This is a genomic window from Leisingera sp. SA32 (genome assembly GCF_056033425.1).
Genome location: NZ_JBVYHB010000003.1, coordinates 292103 through 309939 on the forward strand (window position 1 = coordinate 292103; position 17837 = coordinate 309939).

The 17837-nt window shown below is 66.9% G+C and carries 16 protein-coding genes and 1 riboswitch; of the genes, 2 read left to right on the top strand and 14 right to left on the bottom strand.

What is annotated here, in order from left to right; translation table 11 throughout:
* Window position 1 precedes the first annotated feature (1 nt).
* On the top strand, window positions 2–6010 hold the full coding sequence (locus AC0IPL_RS06545) for a hypothetical protein (RefSeq protein ID WP_474272946.1): 6009 nt from the start codon (window positions 2–4) through the stop codon (window positions 6008–6010).
* Window positions 6011–6088: 78 nt separating this feature from the next.
* Here AC0IPL_RS06545 and AC0IPL_RS06550 read toward each other — a convergent pair whose 3' ends face one another.
* The 11 genes from AC0IPL_RS06550 to cbiE all read right to left on the bottom strand — a co-directional run bounded on the left by AC0IPL_RS06550 (window position 6089) and on the right by cbiE (window position 14991).
* On the bottom strand, window positions 6089–7333 hold the full coding sequence (locus tag AC0IPL_RS06550; protein WP_474272948.1) for an ATP-grasp domain-containing protein: 1245 nt from the start codon (window positions 7331–7333) through the stop codon (window positions 6089–6091).
* A gap of 109 nt (window positions 7334–7442) precedes the next feature.
* Window positions 7443–8207 carry a precorrin-6A synthase (deacetylating) gene (gene cobF / locus AC0IPL_RS06555; protein WP_474272950.1) on the bottom strand — a complete coding sequence of 255 codons (765 nt, stop codon included), beginning with the start codon at window positions 8205–8207 and terminating at the stop codon, window positions 7443–7445.
* Between the two features lie 73 nt (window positions 8208–8280).
* Window positions 8281–8784 carry a hypothetical protein gene (locus AC0IPL_RS06560; protein WP_474272952.1) on the bottom strand — a complete coding sequence of 168 codons (504 nt, stop codon included), beginning with the start codon at window positions 8782–8784 and terminating at the stop codon, window positions 8281–8283.
* Between the two features lie 70 nt (window positions 8785–8854).
* Complete coding sequence (locus AC0IPL_RS06565; protein WP_474272954.1) at window positions 8855–9553, bottom strand: CbtA family protein; 699 nt, start codon at window positions 9551–9553, stop codon at window positions 8855–8857.
* 4 nt (window positions 9554–9557) lie between these two features.
* A complete protein-coding gene (locus AC0IPL_RS06570; RefSeq protein ID WP_084204388.1) occupies window positions 9558–9728 on the bottom strand; it encodes a CbtB domain-containing protein in 171 nt (56 codons plus the stop codon).
* A gap of 34 nt (window positions 9729–9762) precedes the next feature.
* A riboswitch (cobalamin riboswitch) is annotated at window positions 9763–9980 on the bottom strand.
* 152 nt (window positions 9981–10132) lie between these two features.
* Window positions 10133–10468, bottom strand: coding sequence for a DUF1636 family protein (locus tag AC0IPL_RS06575; RefSeq protein ID WP_474272956.1), 336 nt, complete (start codon window positions 10466–10468; stop codon window positions 10133–10135).
* Window positions 10465–11199 carry a uroporphyrinogen-III C-methyltransferase gene (cobA, locus tag AC0IPL_RS06580; protein ID WP_474272958.1) on the bottom strand — a complete coding sequence of 245 codons (735 nt, stop codon included), beginning with the start codon at window positions 11197–11199 and terminating at the stop codon, window positions 10465–10467. Before cobA ends, AC0IPL_RS06575 begins: the two co-directional genes overlap by 4 nt.
* Complete coding sequence (locus AC0IPL_RS06585; RefSeq protein ID WP_474272959.1) at window positions 11196–12512, bottom strand: cobyrinate a,c-diamide synthase; 1317 nt, start codon at window positions 12510–12512, stop codon at window positions 11196–11198. The genes cobA and AC0IPL_RS06585 overlap by 4 nt, the downstream gene beginning before the upstream one ends.
* 114 nt (window positions 12513–12626) lie before the next feature.
* The gene (gene cobM / locus AC0IPL_RS06590) at window positions 12627–13421 is read right to left on the bottom strand and encodes a precorrin-4 C(11)-methyltransferase (protein ID WP_474272961.1); all 795 of its coding nucleotides are present in this window, start codon (window positions 13419–13421) and stop codon (window positions 12627–12629) included.
* Window positions 13418–13795 carry a cobalamin biosynthesis protein gene (locus AC0IPL_RS06595; protein WP_474272963.1) on the bottom strand — a complete coding sequence of 126 codons (378 nt, stop codon included), beginning with the start codon at window positions 13793–13795 and terminating at the stop codon, window positions 13418–13420. The genes cobM and AC0IPL_RS06595 overlap by 4 nt, the downstream gene beginning before the upstream one ends.
* Window positions 13792–14991: a precorrin-6y C5,15-methyltransferase (decarboxylating) subunit CbiE gene (cbiE, locus tag AC0IPL_RS06600; RefSeq protein WP_474272965.1), complete on the bottom strand. Its 1200-nt coding sequence runs from the start codon at window positions 14989–14991 to the stop codon at window positions 13792–13794. The genes AC0IPL_RS06595 and cbiE overlap by 4 nt, the downstream gene beginning before the upstream one ends.
* On the opposite strand from cbiE, the gene AC0IPL_RS06605 reads away from it, so the two are divergent.
* Complete coding sequence (locus tag AC0IPL_RS06605; RefSeq protein ID WP_474272967.1) at window positions 14990–15730, top strand: cobalt-precorrin-6A reductase; 741 nt, start codon at window positions 14990–14992, stop codon at window positions 15728–15730. The two genes, cbiE and AC0IPL_RS06605, sit on opposite strands and share 2 nt — an antisense overlap.
* Here the strand turns inward: AC0IPL_RS06605 and cobJ are convergent.
* From cobJ to AC0IPL_RS06620, 3 genes are read right to left on the bottom strand one after another with little or no spacing between them, the layout of a single operon-like run.
* Window positions 15727–16491: a precorrin-3B C(17)-methyltransferase gene (gene cobJ, locus AC0IPL_RS06610; RefSeq protein WP_474272969.1), complete on the bottom strand. Its 765-nt coding sequence runs from the start codon at window positions 16489–16491 to the stop codon at window positions 15727–15729. The genes AC0IPL_RS06605 and cobJ overlap by 4 nt on opposite strands.
* Window positions 16488–17204 (bottom strand): precorrin-2 C(20)-methyltransferase, encoded by a 717-nt coding sequence (gene cobI / locus AC0IPL_RS06615; protein WP_474272971.1) that lies wholly within the window; start codon window positions 17202–17204, stop codon window positions 16488–16490. The genes cobJ and cobI overlap by 4 nt, the downstream gene beginning before the upstream one ends.
* A 2-nt stretch (window positions 17205–17206) precedes the next feature.
* A complete protein-coding gene (locus tag AC0IPL_RS06620) occupies window positions 17207–17836 on the bottom strand; it encodes a precorrin-8X methylmutase (protein ID WP_474272973.1) in 630 nt (209 codons plus the stop codon).
* Between the last annotated feature and the right edge of the window lies 1 nt (window position 17837).

Consider the following 17837-nt stretch of genomic DNA (forward strand, 5'->3'; position numbering starts at 1 on the left):
AGTGGCCCGCGGTGGCCAGGATGGCGCCACCGCGACTGGCGGGCATCTGGCGGTCGGCGGCGATGGCGGCAGCGGCGGCGACGCCGGCGATGTGACGATTGATCTCCTCACCGACGCCGCTGCGGCGACACCCGCGCAGATCAAAACATCCGGTGCCATGTCAGCCGGTATGCACTTGATGTCGGTGGGCGGCAGCGGCGGGCGCGGTGGCAATGCATCTGCACATGGCAGCTGGAGCTCGCTTGCGATTGGCGGTGACGGCGGCAACGGCGGCGTTGGTGGCGATGTGACGGCGGTATTGGACACCGGCGCGGTTGTGACAGAGGGCGAGCTGTCCAGCGGTCTCATGCTTCAGTCGATCGGTGGCAGCGGCGGCCATGCGGGCAGCGCCCGGTCGCGAGCCCTGTTCAGCGCCGTGGCGATCGGTGGCACCGGTGGCACCGGCAATCACGGCGGCGCGTTACAGGCGACGTTGACTGGCGCGTCCGCGATCCGGACCAGCGGCAGCCATTCCAGCGGCATCTTTGCGCAGTCTGTCGGCGGCGGCGGTGGCCATGGCGGCCAAGCGCATGCGAGCGCGACCAGCCCGTTATTTGCCAGCGACACGTCGCTGGGCGGCGATGGTGGCGCGGTCACGGTGACCATCGGTGCGGACAGTTCGGTCGCCACCGGGGTACCAGTTGACACCGCAGGCGAGGTCCAGGATCCGCACACGGCGGGTGCAAATTCGGTCGCGATCTATGCCCAGTCGGTGGGCGGCGGCGGCGGACATGGCGGTTCGGCAGGGGGCACGGCACTGGCCGACCTGCAAGACCATCCGAGCAAACCTAAAAAATATGGTCTCAGCTTTTCAGTCTCCATTGGCGGCGATGGCGGTGCTGCGGGTGATGGCGGCGACGTCGGGATGAGCAATGACGGCACGATCGAGACGTTTGGCCACAACTCCGCGGGGGCGCTGTTGCATTCTGTGGGTGGCGGCGGGGGCGCGGGCGGCTCGGCCCATAGCGTTGCCCTGGCAGCTGGAATCGACGGCGCTCTGAGCGCAGCGGTTGCGGTGGGCGGCGCTGGCGCTAGCGGTGGCGATGGCGGTGCGGTGTCGGCCGCCCATACTGGCGGTGTGACCACCCATGGCGACAATTCCGTCGGCATTCTGTTGCATTCCGTTGGCGGCGGTGGCGGCGATGGCGGCAATGCCTTTTCGCTGGCAGGCTCCGCATCGCTGGGGCCGTCCCTGTCGGCCTCTGTGGCGGTGGGTGGCCGGGGCGGTGCGGGCGGCAACGGCGGCAGCGCCACCTTCACCGCCCGTAGCCAAGGCAATCAGGCGGCCAGCGTTGCAACCCTTGGCCGCAACGCAAACGCGGTTGTGGTGCAGTCGATCGGCGGTGGCGGCGGCAACGGCGGATCGGCGACCTCGATTTCCGCGTCCGTCGGAGGCACCGGGGCCTACAGCCCCTCGGTCGCCCTGGGCGGGCAGGGGCGCGGCGGCGGTGATGGCGGAGCGGTCGGCTTTGCCTACCAGGCGGGCGCGGCAGCGGCTGCGGCCAATGTCAGCACCGCGGGCCATAACGCCAACGCCATCGTGCTGCAATCCATCGGCGGCGGTGGTGGAACTGGCGGGTCGGCCAGTTCCGTCAGCCTGTCGCTGGCACCCGAGACGGCGCTGGCGGTCTCTGCCGCAATCGGGGGACGCGGCGGCCGCGCCGGAGACGGTGGCGCCGTGACTTTCGGTGGCGAGGAAACCTCCGCGGGCCGCGTTACCGTCACCACCAAAGGCAACAACGCGTTGGGCCTGCTAGCCCAATCCGTCGGCGGTGGCGGTGGCGCGGGCGGCAATGCACTTACCCTGACAGGCAGCCTGTCATCGCGCACCCAGGGCACAGGCCGAGCCTTCACCACGTCGCTGGGCGGATCCGGCGGTGCGGGCGGCGATGGCGACGCTGTACAGGCGAATCTTGACGGCACCGTCTCCACAGGCGGCAGCAACGCCCATGGGGTGGTGTTACAATCCATCGGCGGCGGCGGCGGGGCGTCCGGCCATTCCGTCAGCGTGCAGGCAACCGTCGGCTACAAAACCTCCAACTACGATGTGCGCCTTGGCGGGTTTCAGGCCATGGGCGAGAACGGCGGCGCGGGCGGCAGCGGCGGCAGCGCCTCTTATGAGGGGGACGCCACGGTAACAACTTCTGGCCATCGGGCGGCAGGTGTCGTCGTGCAGTCGATTGGCGGCGGCGGTGGAGCCTCCGGCACGGCAACCGCCTACAGTCTGGACCTGAAATCGGAGCGTCCCGCCGGTAGCAGTGTCAGCAGCGGCGGAGGTCCAGACAGCGCCGCCGGGGTGCTGAGCCATGTCCTCGGCGCTGGCAACGCGTCCAGCGGCGACGGCGGTTCTGTCAGCCTAGAGCAGAGCGGCAACGTCAGCACGGCCGGGATCGGGGCACACGGGCTTGTCGGCCAATCCATCGGCGGTGGCGGCGGAACGCTCGGCAGCATTGTCAGCCACGACGCCGCAGTAACGACGGCGCAGCCGACAGCCTTCTCATCCGGCAGTCGCAGCCTGTCGCTTCAGCAGAGCGGCGGCGCCTCAGGCGGCGCTGCGGGCGACGCTGCTGAGGTGGACGTCACCTACAGCGCTTCTGCTGCTGGCCCCGGCAGCCTCTCCACCCGAGGGCACTTTGCCCATGGCCTTCTGGCACAAGCCGTTGGCGCTGGTGGCGGCGATTACATCCATGCGGAGACGGTGACCCGCGCGGATGGAGTAGCCAGTAGCAGGGGCGGGGCGGTGACCTCCTACGATCTGGTGACGACGTTGGGCGCCGCAAGCAGCGCTCGCGGGTCCGCTGGCGGCCCGGTTCAGGCCCGGCTGGCCGGGAACGTGGCCGTGGCGACCGCCGGAGTCGGCGCGCGCGGAGTGTTTGCACAATCCATCGGAGGTGGCGGCGGCAGCGCCGCGGTGGTGCTGGACAGCCCCCTGATGGCGGGCAGTACCGATCACCTTGACCGCATTTTCACACTGGGGGCGGGTCTCAATGGCGCCGCCAGCGGCTCTGCCCAGTCTGCCACGGTGACGCTGGGGGACGGCGCGGGCGCGGGGGCTGAGATTTCCACGAGTGGTGATTTCGCCCACGGCGCAATGGCACAATCCATCGGCGGCGGAGGTGGCTTCGGCGGCACTGCGGTGCACAGCCGGATCGCGATCCGGGCACAGGGTCTGACAGCGGTACTGGGCGGGTCCAATGGCACCGCCGGGCACGGGAATGCCGCCACTGTCAACAGCGCGGCCACGATCCGCACCTCTGGCGGGCAGTCGCATGGGGTAGTGGCGCAATCCGTGGGCGGCGGCGGTGGCGAGATCGTCCATAGCCTTGCGACCGGTCATGACACGGGCCTGCGCCTGTTTGTAGGCCACGGTTGGGCCAACGGCGCGGGCGGGTCTGTCACCGCGGGCAACAGTGGCCGGATCACCACCACAGGTGAGCTGTCGCATGGCATCGTCGCCCAGTCCGTGGGCGCGGGTGGCGGGTTGATGGCGGTCACCGGAACCGGCGGGACAATCGATACGGAAGTCTCTGCATGGTTTGGCAGCTCCTCGACCGCGGCCTCCGGCGACGGCGGGGACGTCAATGTGGAGCTGACCGATGGCGACGTCCTTACAGAGGGCAGCTATTCCTTTGGTGTGCTGGCGCAATCGGTGGGCGGCGGCGGCGGGACGCTGCAGCTGTCCGAGGCGGCCGGGCTGGACGGTGTCGACGCTGTGCTGCGCCGCAACTCCACCGCGGCCAGCGGCAACCTGCAGCTCCGGCAGGACAGCGGCGCAGGCATTTACACCCGCGGGCTGGGCGCGCATGGCATCTTCGCGCAGACCGTTGGCGGTTCTGGCGGGCTGCTGCTGGCGCCGGGCCGCCCGGAGATTGACCTTTCTTCCGTAGGCGCCCGTGTGGCGCTTGCGGGCGATATCTCAATCCTTGCCGAAGGCTCGATTGTGACCGAGGGCGACAACGCGCACGGGATATTCGCAATGACCGCGGCGTCTGGCACGCTGGCGGTGCAGAGCGACGAAGGCCTGCGCTTTGCTGGCGGCGACCTGGAACGGCAAAGCGGCTCGATTGACGTGCTGCAAAGCGGTTGGATCGCCGCCGCGGGGCGCAACGCCGACGGGATTTCGACGCTGGGTTACAGCGGCTCCGCCTCCGACACATTCCATATCGAGGCGCGCGGCGTCGTGACGGCGGCGGGGGAAGGCGCAGCGGCGATCCGGCTGCGCAATGAACACGCCCAGGGCGGAACTTATGTCAACGATGGCAAGGTCGCGCCGGTCACCAGCCATGTCGAAGTGGCCGAAGGCGCCCGCGTTCTGGCCTTGGACGCGCAAACCGCAACCACCGCCATCGAGATGCGCACGCGCTGGGGCCAGATGCAGCTGGATGTGGCGGGAACGGTCGCGGCCCAGGATACGCTGACGGAGCGTGAGACGAGCTATGGCAGCCGCCAGACCGCTGTGCGCACCTACGGTGCCGGGTCAATCCGGGTGGCCGAGAGTGGCACCATCCGGGGTCGTATTGACGCCACCCATGGCGGCAACATCGCCATAATAAATGCAGGTACGATTGATGGCGCGGTCGAGGGCGCGCGGTCCTATGCGCTGCAGCAAGGCGGGGTGCACCTGATTGAAGTCGCGCCTGCTGACGGGACCGCCGCGGTGCTGCGTGCGGGCGAGGTGACCTCGGCGGAGGGCGTGTTTGCGCCATATCTGTCGGCCTTCGGCCCGCTGCGCGCGCCCATCACGCTGGTGGACACCGAGGCCCCGCTGCCCGCGGGGGCCGAACAGCAGGTTCGGGGCACTCCGGTGATGCAGGTCACTGCCGTGCCCGATGACACCCGGCGTCAGATCCAGTTGAGCGGAGCCGACGCCGACTTTCGCCACACCGGGCTGGCTGGCAATGCCGGAGCGATGGCAGCCACGGTTGCGGATCAGGTTGATGCCTGGGAAGCAGGCGAAGTGCCGGGATCGGATGATGCCGAGCTGTACGATCTGCTGCTGAACGCAGCAAATGCGCGCGACGCCGAGGCTTTGTCCAGCCTGCTGACGGCAGGGCTGGATGCGACGCAGCACACGCCCGCCGGGCAGCAGTCCCACAGCCTGGCCGCCGCGCATCTCGACACGCTGCACAGCTGTGGCAGCGCCGAGGGCGACTTTGCGGTGATACAGGAGACCGAATGCAGCTGGTTCAAAGCCACCCACAACCGCGCCAGCTTCTTTGGGGGCGGCGGGGAGAGCCGCTACTCAGGTGTGGCGCTGGGCCACCAGCTGCCGGTCGGCGCGGATTGGGTTCTGGGCCTGGGCGCCGGGTATGGCGATACATCTTTTGCGGCGCCAACAGCCGCCAGCAGCGGCGAGGCGGTCCATGCAGGGGCGGTGCTCAAGCGTATCCGGGGCCCGTGGCTGTTGTCAGGCGCCTTGTCGGCCTCCTGGCTGGATGGGCAGGCCCGCCGCGATGCGGGTCCGGCGGCAGTGGCGCTGTCGCGGCGCAAGGTGAGGGGGCTGCACGCCCGCCTGCGCGCCGCGCGGGCGTTCACCTACGGCCACCGGTTCGTCATTCCCATGCTGGACCTCGATATTTCGGGAATCAAGGATGCGGGCTATCGAGAATCTGGGGCGGGAGGTCTCAACCTCGCTGTCGCGAAAGACAGCTATTTTCTGGCGGATCTTCACCCGCAGGCGCGGTTTGGGGCGGAGTATCGGATCGGGCCCGCGCTGTGGCGTCCCTATGGGGAGGCCGGTGTGCGCATTGCGCTGAACGAACACGGGATCCGGCAGCAGTTCACCTCGGGCGCTTTGGCAGGGACCATGGTCGAAACCACGGCCAATCGGGACCGCTTTCGCGGGACGATTGCCATGGGGCTTCAGGTGCTGAAGGGCGAACGGTTCGAGGCCAAGGCCCGGCTGGTGGCCGATCTCGGCCAAAGCAGTCGCAAGCTGAGCGCCAGCCTGAAACTGGCTTGGGATTTCTGAGGGGGATGCGCCCGCATACATGACCGTACGGCGCCCGAGGCCGTCAACCGCGCGACGGCCCGTCACTGAGGCGGGCCGCTACGCCGCGCCAGGCTGCAATCTGCGATTGACCATCGCCTCAAAGGCGTCGGATGTGGCTTGGTCGTAAGGCATCTTGTAGGGGAAGTTCTTGGCGTGATCGAAACTGTGCCGCATGGAGGCGTTCAGCTCGTAGATGAAAATCCCCCCGTCGGAATCGATCGTGAAATCCATGCCGAAAAACTCCAGCGGTGTGCGTGCAAAGACGTTCTCCACCGCGGTTGCCGCCTTGCTGCCGATGTAGCTGCGCCAATCCTGCAAGAACGCTTTTTCCTGCTCCATCAGCGCTTCTGAGGTCTTCATGACGGTCCGGCGGTTGCCGCCATGCACGTTCCATACATGATCGAAGTGGCAGACCACCGGGTAAGCAGCCCCGTCAATGCAGAACAAGCGGAATTTGCGGAAGTATTCGCCCTGCCACAGCAGGGGTTTGTACTGGATCGCATAATACTCACCGCTTGGGCCGCTTGCGCAAAATTCAGCCAAGCCCGCGTCATCCTCGATAAGCACAGTGGTGCGGCCGGTCTGGGTGCCGACCCGGCGCAGGATGACCGGCAAAGTAAACCCGTGATCGCAGAGTTGGGCGCTCAGCTCCTGCGGGGCCGGGGCGTCGAGGTGTAGCCTGGTCGTGCGGGGGAAATTCACGTTCGGCAACCCCTGCAAGCGCCTGTAATTGGCATCTCGGGTTGTCTGCATGACCGCATGGGGGGCGTTGATGATACGCGTGCCGGGATTGGCCTCAAGGTGGGCGGCAAGGCTTGCGAGGGAGCCGCCCTCGATGTCGCCATCGGAGATCGTGTTGAGCATCAGGCGATGGGGGGGCAGGCTGGCCGGGTCTATGTCGACGCTTGGCACGAGGGTCACGCGCTGCCTGGCCGGGGTGTCATTCAGCAGCAGATAGCGCAGCGTGAAATGCCCGCCGCGCAGCTTGGGTTTGTAATTGCCATCGGACCGCTTGCCGAGGGTTGGCTTGGTCTTGTCCAATCCCCGCACCACCAGTACGCGCGGTGTCTCGGGCGCAAGGCCACGAGGGGCGGGGCCTAGGGGTCTTTTCTCGTAGTAACGTTGCAGGTGGTGGCGCGCGGCCTGGCTGTTGCCCAGCTTGGCCAGACACGCGGCATAGGCCAGGTGAACCGACCCTTTGGCAACTCTCTTGTCGATCAGAAAGGCAAAGCCGGCGTGCGCCTTTTCAAACTCTCCAGCCCGCATGGCCGCCTGGGCCGCAGAAAAAACCTGCTCAAGCATTTCATTCCCCAACAGATTTTCCCGCCTGCCTGTTCTTGGCTCAGCCTATGCTCCATCAGTAAGTCATGTCCAGACTTTCGGCCAGCTGTCGGGGCGCGGCGGTAGTGCTTCAGCGTTCTTGGGGGCACTTGCGCAGCAGGTAGATGTCCATGATCCAGCCATGTTCGGCGCGCGCGGCGGCACGGGTGCGGATGATTTCGTCGCTGAGCGCATCCAGCGGACCAGAGAGCGAGATCTGGTTCTCCATTCCGGCATAGGCCGTCCAGAAAATCTCTACTCCCTGTGGGCTGAGGGACTGAAAGGAGCAGGCCCCGTCCAGCATGATGACCAGAGTATCTGCCGTGTCAGGCCAGCCGTCTTCGCGCAGGCGACGGCCGGTGGTGATGGTGAAGGGGGCACCGATTTCATTGAGCGGGACCGCATGCGCCGCGGTCAGCGCCTGGATCGAGGTGATGCCGGGGATCACCGTCAGCGTGATGTCGGCCAGCGTTTTCAGGCGCTCGGCAATCCGCATGGTGCTGTCATAAAGCGAGGGATCACCCCAGACCAAGAAGCCGACCTTGCCCCCCTGCGGCAGATGCGCGGTGATTGTCTGCCACCAGACCTGCGCGATGGCATCATGCCAGTCATCCACACGTTTGCGGTAGTCCGGGGTCGTCTCGTCGCGCACCGGCAAGGTGAACTCGACGATGGCCGGGCCAGTGCCCCGGATCGCGCGATTGCAGATCTCATGCCGCAGCCCGGCCAGATCGTCCTTGCCCGCGCCTTTGTTGGGGATCAGGATCAGATCCTGCGCGTTCAGCGCGTCGATTGCCTGCAATGTTATATGCTGCGGATTGCCGGTGCCGATGCCGATCAGGCTGAGTTCAATCATGACGGGGCCTTTGATGTGAGAACACGGCCCCCTATGGAGCCGTGCTGCCGGTCTTGCAAGTCTGCCGCGATCGTCAGGAGCCTTCACCGTTTGCAGGCACGGTGACCTTGGCTTTGAGCGCCTCGCCACCCACGGCCAGAGGGCTGTGGCTGTTGGAGTTGAGCGCCACTGCGACCTCTGCCCCGGCGGGCAGCGATGGAATGTGCATCCAGTCGCCATAGAGCCGGGCGATCTTTTCGCCATCCACATAGACATGCGCGTGACCTTCGCCTGCCACATCTGCCACGGAGGCGTTCTGCGGCGCAAAGCGGAAGTTCTGCGTTGCAACATGCAGGTTCCAGCCGGACATCGGATCCTTGTGAAGGGCGATGCGGAGCGTCGGTGCGTCAGGTCCGGCGGGCAGGTTCACCGGCGTGCTGTGATCGTGCGCCATTGCAGCCGACGTGCTGCCGCCGTGATGGGCGGGATCACCGTGGTCATGGCCGTCAAAGGTGATGCCATTGCCGGCCGCGATCACGAAACCGGCGCCGCCGCCGAAGATCAGGCCGATGGCAAACAGGGCAAGAGAGCGGGACATCGTGTTGTCATCCTGTGGACTGAAGAGTTCCCGCCGGTGTGCCCCGGCGGGGAGGATGGTCTGGCGGACTTCAGGCTGTCGCCTGTTCGCGCTTGCCTTCGGCTTGCCAGAAGTGGCCGGCAAAGGCCCCCAGCAGCACCCAGGCAGCCATGCCGACGCCAAAGGCGCGGGCCGCGAACAGCGCGCCGATCTCGGTCGGGACCGGGCCGGAGAAGGTTTCTGGCTCAGGCGCGCCCACCACATGCGGCGCCAGCAGCAGCAGCGCCGCCAGGCCATAGCTGACGGCATTGCCGCCAAAGGCGATCAGCCACATGGCGACGCCCGCAGCGGCGACGGTGACGCTCCACCAGATCTGGCGCAGGCCGACGTCAGCCGCGGCCACGCCGGGCACCTCGGGAGCGAGCGTCAGGCCCGGGGCAAAGTGGAACGTGATGAACCCTGCCAGCCCCCACAGGATGCCGTTGCGCGCGGTGATGACGTGGCCTTGGCGTTCGGCCACGGACATCAGCGCCACCATGACCAGCGCATAGCCGGTATAGGTCAACATGGTGAAAATGATGCTGAGACCGTCCCGCACCGGCTCGGCGAACAGTCCGGGAAGATCGGGATGCGCAGTTACGGGGTCAGCGCCGAAATGCACCAGATCACCGCCCTCGTAGAGTTCGGCGTGGAGCAGCACGGGCTGCACGAAATAAAGCTGCAGCAGGGCGGTAATCAGCCCCGCTGCAGCGCCAGCGAACAACGCGCTGGTCAGAATGCGACTGAACATGGCCTTAGTGGCAGGGGAAGCCGGTTGCGTGGCGCACATCGTGGGCGGCGTCATGCAGGGCGGAAGCCTGAACATGGCCGGTCAGCGTGATGATCCCCAGCCCCAGAACCACGGCAAAAAGCGCCGGGATTACGGAAGAGCCAGCGGCAGAAGCCTTGAGCGTCTTGGTCGTCATTGATGTTCTCCTTGCCGTCACACCCGACGGCGCAAGTTTGCGTTCACATACGGCCGGTCTCCTGACTCGCGGGTCGCTGCTGCCCTCCTCCTTCCCGGCGTCTTGCGCGCCAGTGGATAGTGGAGAGCCGCTCGCCGCTCACAGTCGCGGGGGCGGTTGAGGCTGCGGTGCCGCGATTTGGTCCACCGTCCTCATTCCCGTTTCAGTCCTGGTGCTTGGGCACCTGTGGACACCGTATCCTCAAACTAATGCCCTGTGCGGCGGACGCCGGTCAAGAACGAAACCGCCGCTTGACCCTGCGGGGGCGGCATCTATCCGTGCGCCGCCGGGCGGCCGGGGCCGGAATGTTCAAATTTTTCGGACAAAACCGAATGGCGGAAGTTTTGCGCGATGGTATCGGCCGATCAGCCCAGATCGCCGGGAATCCGGGCGATTGCCTTGTGCCGCAGCGCGCCCAAGGGGCGGGCATCGGCAAAATTGCCGTCCGGGCTGTGGCGATACATCCGCAGGAAGATTCGCACATCCGGCAGATCCGCGGCTGTGATCTCGCCGAACAGATAGGCGGTCTTGCCCGGCGCGCGCACCGCCAGCGTCTGCGGGCGCTGGCAGCCGGACATGCAATCCACTTGCTGGATGCGCACCTCACCCTCTGCCCCCGCCAGCATCGCGGCAAGCTGATCCGGCAGCATTGGATCGGCGTCGCGGCAGCTGCGACACAGGGTGAGGGTGAGCAGGCTCATGCGCCGGGCAGCTCCTGGTCCGCCAACGGCCCATAGAGGATCAGGACCGGCGCCTTGGTTTCCATCGCGCGCAACACCGCGGGCAGCTCCCCCACCGTGTGGCAGAACAGCTGCTGCTCCGGCGTCGACACACCAAGCGCCACCAGCGCGTGGGTGTGCGGCGGCAGGCCGGCCTCCACCAGCTTTTCGGCCAGCGCGGCAAACGTGCGCTTGCCCATATAGACCACCGTGGTGGCCTGCGGGTCGGCCAGTGCGGCCATGTTCAGATCGTCGGGCAGGCCGCCGGTCACGTCATGGCCGGTGATGAATTGCAGACGTCGTGCGGTCAGGCGGCGGGTCAGCGGGATCTGCGCGGCGGCCGCCGCAGCTGACGCCGCGGTGACGCCGGGCACGATTTCAAACCCGATGCCTGCCGCGCGCAGGGCCGAGATCTCTTCCTCCAGCCGCCCGAAGACGCCGCAGTCGCCGGACTTCAGCCGCACCACATTCAGGCCGCTTTGGGCGTAGTCCACCAGCAGCTGGCTCACGTGGTCCTGCTTGGGCGAGGGGCGGCCGGCCCGTTTCCCCACGCCCACCAGATCGGCGTCGGCGCGGGCGTGGCTCAGGATCGGGCCGGAGGACAGGTCGTCAAACAAGACCGCATCGGCCGTCTCCAGCCGACTGACCGCCTTGACGGTCAGCAGCTCCGGGTCGCCCGGCCCGGAGGAGACAAAGCTGACAAAGCCGCTCATGCCTGTTCTCCAGTGATGAGGTGGAAGAAGGTGCCGGTGACATTGCCCTTGATCGAGCCGGTCTCCGGCACCGGGCCGCCGTCCGCATCCATCACATTTGCCAAGGGCGCGTCGGGCTCTTCCAGAATGGAGGAGTAGTGAAACTCATGCCCGCGCAGGGCTCTGCCTGCGTCAAAACCCGGCATACCCGCCTGCAACACCGCGCGGCGGTAGCCAAGGTGGAACTTGCGCTTCTCGTAAGACGTGACCAGCCCCAGAAGCCCCAGCATCTGGTGGCGGTTGCCTTGCTTGTCAATCAGCGCTTCGCCCAGGGCCATGTAGCCGCCGCATTCACCGTGCACCGGTTTGGTCTCGGCGTGTTTGCGCAGGCCGGTGCGGAAGGCTTCAGCCGCAGCCAGCGTACCGCCGTGCAGCTCTGGATAGCCGCCGGGCAACCAGACCAGATCTGCATCCGCCGCCGGGGCTTCATCGGCGAGCGGCGAGAACGGCAGGATTTCCGCCCCCGCCGCACGCCAGCCTTCCAAGAGGTGCGGATAGGTAAAGGAAAACGCGGCATCGCGCGCCAGGGCAATCCGCTGCGCGGGCGGGCGGGGCAACGTGGCTGGGGCAGGCGCCGGTCCTGCCAGTGCCGCGGCCCTGATCGCCTCGAGGTCAACATGGTCGCGCAAGAAGGCAGCATAGCCCGCGATGGCGGCTTCAAGATCCGGGTGCTCAACCGCCTGGATCAGCCCCAGATGGCGTTCCGGCAGGGTCAGATCGCCGCGCCGCGGCAGGGAGCCCAGCACCTTGATGCCCGCCTTTTCCATGCCCAGACGCGTCAGGCGTTCATGCCGCGGGCTGGCCACCCGGTTGAGGATCACCCCGGCGAAGGGCAGATCGGGATCATAGGCGCGAAACCCCAGCGCCGTGGCCGCTGCCGACTGCGCCTGACCGCCCACATCGACCACCAGCACCACCGGCCAGCCCATGCGCTTGGCGGTCTCCGCCGAGGAGCCAAAGCCCGACTGGCCACGGGTGGCCACCCCGTCATACAGCCCCATGGACCCTTCGCCGATGCAGATGTCCGCGCCTGCCGACTGGCCTGCCACGGCGTCCAACAGGCCAGCATCCATCGCCCAGGTGTCGAGGTTGAAGGACGCGCGCCCGGCTGCTGCCAGGTGAAAGGCCGGGTCGATGTAATCCGGCCCGCTTTTGTAGGGCTGAACGGTCAGCCCGTCCTCTGCCAGCGCTCGCAGGAGGCCCAGCATCACGGTTGTCTTGCCGGTGCCCGAGGAAGGGGCCGAGATCATCAGGCCTTTGGGGGAAATGGTCATCACGTTGCCTCTCTCAGCTTCGCCTGTGCCGTGCGCGGCACGACCCGCAGCCGCTCGCGCCTTTGGCGGGTTAGTTCGCCCCCTTCTCGCGCAACTGCGGCCCTTGAGTATGTCTCAGTCATCGCCGTGGCTCCAGCTTGACCACGGGCTGTCGGCGCTTTGCGGGCGGTAGCGGCGGTCATAATCGGCGGCGTAGAGGCAGCTTTCATCAAAGCCTTCACCTTTCAGCACCGGTCCCACCAGGATCAGCGCGGTGCGCGAGATTTTCTCGTCCAGCGAAGTCTTCAGCGTGTCCAGCGTGGCGCGAATGATCTGCTGATCCGGCCAGCTGGCGCGGTAGACCACGGCTACCGGGCAGTCGGCACCGTAATGAGGCGTCAGGCTCTCGACCACATGGTCCAGATTGCCGATCGACAGGTGGATCGCAAGGGTGGTGCCGGTACGGGCAAAGTTCTCCAGCGTCTCGCCTGCGGGCATCGAGGATGCCCGGCCCGGCGTGCGGGTCAGCACCACCGACTGGCCAAGGCCCGGCAGGGTGAGTTCAGTCCCCAGCGCGGCCGCAGCTGCCGCAAACGAGGGCACACCGGGAGTCACGCTCACCGGAATGCCCTCCGCTTTCAGTCGCCGGATCTGCTCGCCCATCGCCGACCACACCGACAAGTCGCCGGAGTGCAGCCGCGCCACGTCCTGGCCTTCGGCATGCGCGGCCTTGATCTCAGCCACGATGGCATCCAGATCCATCGCCGCCGTGTTGACGATCCGGGCGTCGGCCGGGCAATGGCTCAGGATTTCCTCGGGCACCAGCGAGCCTGCATAGAGGCACACCGGGCAGGCGGCGATGATGTCGCGCCCGCGCAGGGTCAGAAGGTCGGCAGCGCCCGGTCCGGCGCCAATGAAGTGGACGGTCATGGCTCAAGTCTTTCTGCTATGGCCGCGGTGGCAAGCCCATCCGCGGTGACAACTCTGGGGGCGAGAAGGCGCGATTGCGCCCCCGTCACCCCGTGGCGCGCGCCCGCCAGCGCCGCGGCTTCTGCCAGCGAGCCGGTGCCGAACCGCGCCTTGATCCGGGGCGAACAGGTCAGCGTCTGCTCCCCGGCGATATCTTGTTCCGGCAGCGCAATTACTGGCAGGCCGGTGCGGCGGGCCAGATCCTGCATGGCGGGTGCCGTGGCTTTCTGCGCAACTGAGGCCAGCGCATCCACCCGTTCGCCGGTCAGCGCCAGCGCCGCTTGCAGATCCGCGGTCGTGGCGGCCGCGCGGAACCCGATGCCTGCGACCTTCATCGTGTCGCGCTCCACTGGATGACAGGGCGCGCCCGCTCCCAGCCACGCATGGTCCCCAAGGGGCCAGCCTCGGAAATCTCGGCCCTTAGCAGATGCCCGCCGCGCTGCGCATGGGCGTGCATCAGCAGGGCTTCGGTCTCCAGCGTGACGCCATTGGCCACCAGCCGGGTGCCTGACGGCAGGATCTGCCACAAGTGATCCAGCAGCGCCTGACTGCCGCCACCACCGATGAAAACGCAATCTGGCAGTTCGAACCCGTCCAGCACCTCCGGCGCCTTGCCCAAAACGGACTTAATGCGGTGGTCGAGGCCAAATGCGGCGGCATTGGCGCGGATGTTCTCGATCCGGCTTCCGCGTGGCTCAAAGGTGATTGCCCGCGCCCCCCGCGCGGCAAGGCACCATTCGACCGAAACCGAACCGGAGCCGCCGCCGATATCCCACAGCAGCTCATCCGCACGCGGTGCCAGTGCTGACAGGGTCAGCGCCCGAATGGGTCGTTTGGTGATCTGCCCGTCGTGGGCAAAGAGGTCGTCCGCCAACCCGGTCGCCTGTGGCAGGCCCCTGCCGCCTGCGGCTTCAATCGCCACGGCAACAGGCGCCTGAATGTTCGGCAGGTCAAAGATTTCGGCAGTGGCCGAACGCACCCGCTGGCGCGGCCCGCCTAAGGCTTCCATCACCGTGAGAGTCGACGCGCCAAAGCCCTCAGCGCTCAGCCAGTCCGCCAGCTCTTCAGGTGCTGCGCCGTCGCGCATGGTGCAGATCACGCGTGCGCCAGCTGCCAATGAGGGCCGCAGCCGCGCATAAGGCGCCGCGTGCAGGCCAAGACACAGAACCTCTTCCAGCTTCCACGCCAGATGGTTGGCCGCCAGCGCAAAGGTGGACGGGACCGGGTGCGACACCCACTCGCCCGCCTCCAGATGCCGCGCCAGCGAGCCGCCAGCGCCATGCCAGAAGGGATCGCCAGAGGCCAGAACCGCCACCTTGCGCCCGCGCAGTTCCAGCACCGGTGAAATTGAAAACGGTACTGGCCACGGCTGGCCCTTGCTGTTTGCGGCTGCCAGTTGCAAATGGCGGGGACCACCGAAAATGACTTCAGCCTCGGCCAGCGCCTTGCGGCTTGCGTCGCCCAGGCCTTCCAGTCCATTTTCGCCCAGACCGATGATCGTGAGCCACGGTTTTGAAAGGCTATCAGACATGACACGCATCCTTCTCTTGGGCGGCACCACCGAGGCCTCGAGGCTGGCCCGAACTCTGGCGGAGGCGGGCGCGGATGCGGTGTTCTCCTACGCGGGCCGTACCGCCAAGCCGGTCGAGCAGCCACTGCCGACGCGTGTAGGCGGTTTTGGCGGTGCCGAGGGGCTGGCAGAGTATCTGCGCACCCAAGCCATTAGCCATGTGGTTGATGCCACCCATCCCTTTGCCGCCGGGATGAGCACCAACGCGGTTTACGCCTGCGACGCGGAGGGGGTGGCGCTCTGTGCCTTTGAGCGTCCCGCCTGGCAGGCGGGGGAGGGCGACACCTGGCTGCATGTGGACAACATTGCAGAGGCCGTCACTGCGTTGCCCGAGGCCGCGGCGCGGGTGTTTCTTGCCATCGGCAAGCAGAACCTCGCGCCTTTTGCGGCCAAGCCGCAGCACCATTACCTGTTGCGGCTGGTGGACGCGCAAGACGCGGCGCTGCCGCTGCCCAAGGCCACGGTGGTGATTGCCCGCGGTCCGTTTGATGCGGCGGGCGACACCGCGCTGATGCAGCACCATGGCATCACCCATGTGGTCTCCAAGAACGCCGGCGGCACGGGCGCTATGGCCAAGCTCTCTGCCGCGCGCAGCCTCGGTCTGCCGGTCATCATGATCGGCAGGTCCGAGGTGCCGAAACGGCCCGTCATGGGCAGCGTGGCAGAGGTTATGACCTGGCTGGCGCATTCCGCCGTTTAACCTTCAACCGCGTAACGCGGGGTGTAGACGTAAGTGCCGATCCGCCGCGTGTCGCGGTTGCCGACGATCACCACGGTGCGCATATCGGCCATCTCTGGCGTGGCCTCGCGCAGCGGCACCGTCAGCAGGTCCTGCCCCGGCTTGGTGACATCGCGGGCAAAGGTGATCAGCGTGTCGTCGCCGCAGGCCGCGCGCAGAATTTCCAGCGCGCGGGCAAACTGGTGCGGCCGCGACCTGGAACGCGGGTTGTAGAAAGCCATCGCCAGACCGGCCTCGCCGACCAGTTTCAGGCGTTTCTCGATCAGGCTCCAGGGCTTGAGGTTGTCGCTGAGGTTGATGGCGGCGAAATCATGCCCCAGCGGCGCGCCGATGGCCGCGGCGGCGGCCAGCATTGCGGTGATGCCGGGCAGCACCCTGATGTCCAGCTCCAGCCACGCGGGGTGGGCTTTTGCACCTGTTTCCAGCGCCTCGAACACGGCGGAGGCCATGGCAAAGACGCCGGGATCACCAGAAGAGACCACAACCACGCGCTTGCCTGCGGCGGCCATTTCCAGCGCGTGGGTGGCACGGTCGACCTCGACCCGGTTGTCGGTGGCGTGCAGGGTCAGCCCGTCGCGCGGCGCGACGCGTTTGACATAGGGGATGTAGCCGACAATATCCGTGGCTTCCCCGACTGCGTCGCGCACCTCCTGCGTCACCAGGGCCTCGTTTCCGGGGCCAAGCCCCGCGATCACCACCCAACCGTTTTGCGATCGTTTCATGGCCGCCGCCCCTGTCCGTGGACCAGTACGATGGAGAAATAGGGCACCTCACCCTCGATATCCGACAGTTTCTGCACGGTTTCGCCCGGCATGGTGCCGCGTTCGACCAGCCAGGCGTCCTGGGCGCGGCCTGCGCGCTCCAACGCGCGGCGCAGCTTGGGCAGGTTGCGGCCGATTTTCATCACCACCAGCGCGTCGGTGTGTGCGGCGCGTTTCGCCAGCTCATCCTCGCTGAGGGTGGCCATCGCCACGGTCAGCACATCGTCGCCCCAGGTGATCGGCTGACCGGAGGCGGTCCAGCAGCCGGACATGCCGGTGATGCCGGGTACGATCTCCTGCGCGGCGCGGCCTTGCAGGCGGGTGTAGAGGTGCATGTAGGAACCATAGAGGAACGGGTCGCCCTCGCAGAGAACGACCACGTCCTCGTCCTTGGCGATCTCGGCCAGGGTGTCGGCCCAGCGATCGTAGAATTCCCCCAGCACCCGGTTGTACGCGGGGTCGGAGAAATGGATTTCAGTGGTGACCGGGTATTCCATCGCATGTTCGGTGACGCCGTCTGCCAGCAAACCCTCGACGATGGTCCGGGCCTGACCCCGGCGACCCGCCTTGCGGAAATAGGCGATGTGGCGCGCGCCAGAGATCAGCCGGTGCGACCGCACGCTCATCAGGTCGGGGTCGCCGGGGCCAAGCCCTGTGCAGATGACTTTGCCCATCGTTACTCTTTCCAGCTCGCCAGCGCGTTTACCGCGGCGACAGTGATGGCGGAGCCACCGAGGCGGCCTTTCACGATCATCGAGGGCACCGGCAGGTCCTGCATCAGCGCCTCTTTCGATTCCATTGCGCCGACAAAGCCCACCGGGCAGCCAATGATGGCGGCGGGGCGGGGGCAGGCGGGGTCTTTCAGCATGTTCAGGAGGTGAAACAGCGCGGTGGGGGCGTTGCCGATGGCGACAACGGCGCCATCCAGTTTCGGTCGCCACAGTTCGAGTGCGGCGGCGGAGCGGGTGTTGGACATGTCCTTTGCCATCTGCGGCACCTTGGGGTCGCGCAGGGTGCAGATCACCTCGTTGTCCGCAGGCAGACGCGGGCGGGTGATGCCCTCGGAGACCATATAGGCGTCGCAGAGGATCGGCGCGCCATTTGCCAGCGCGGCGCGGGCGCACTCGGCCATGCCGTCGGAGAAGCGTATGTGTTCCTCCAGCCCGACCATGCCAGCGGCATGGATCATGCGGACGACAACGCTCTCCTCGTCTTTGCTGAAGCGGGCCAGATCCGCTTCGCGGCGGATGGTGGCAAAGCTTTCGGCGTAGATCGCGGCGCCGTCGGTTTCATAGGTGTGGAGCATG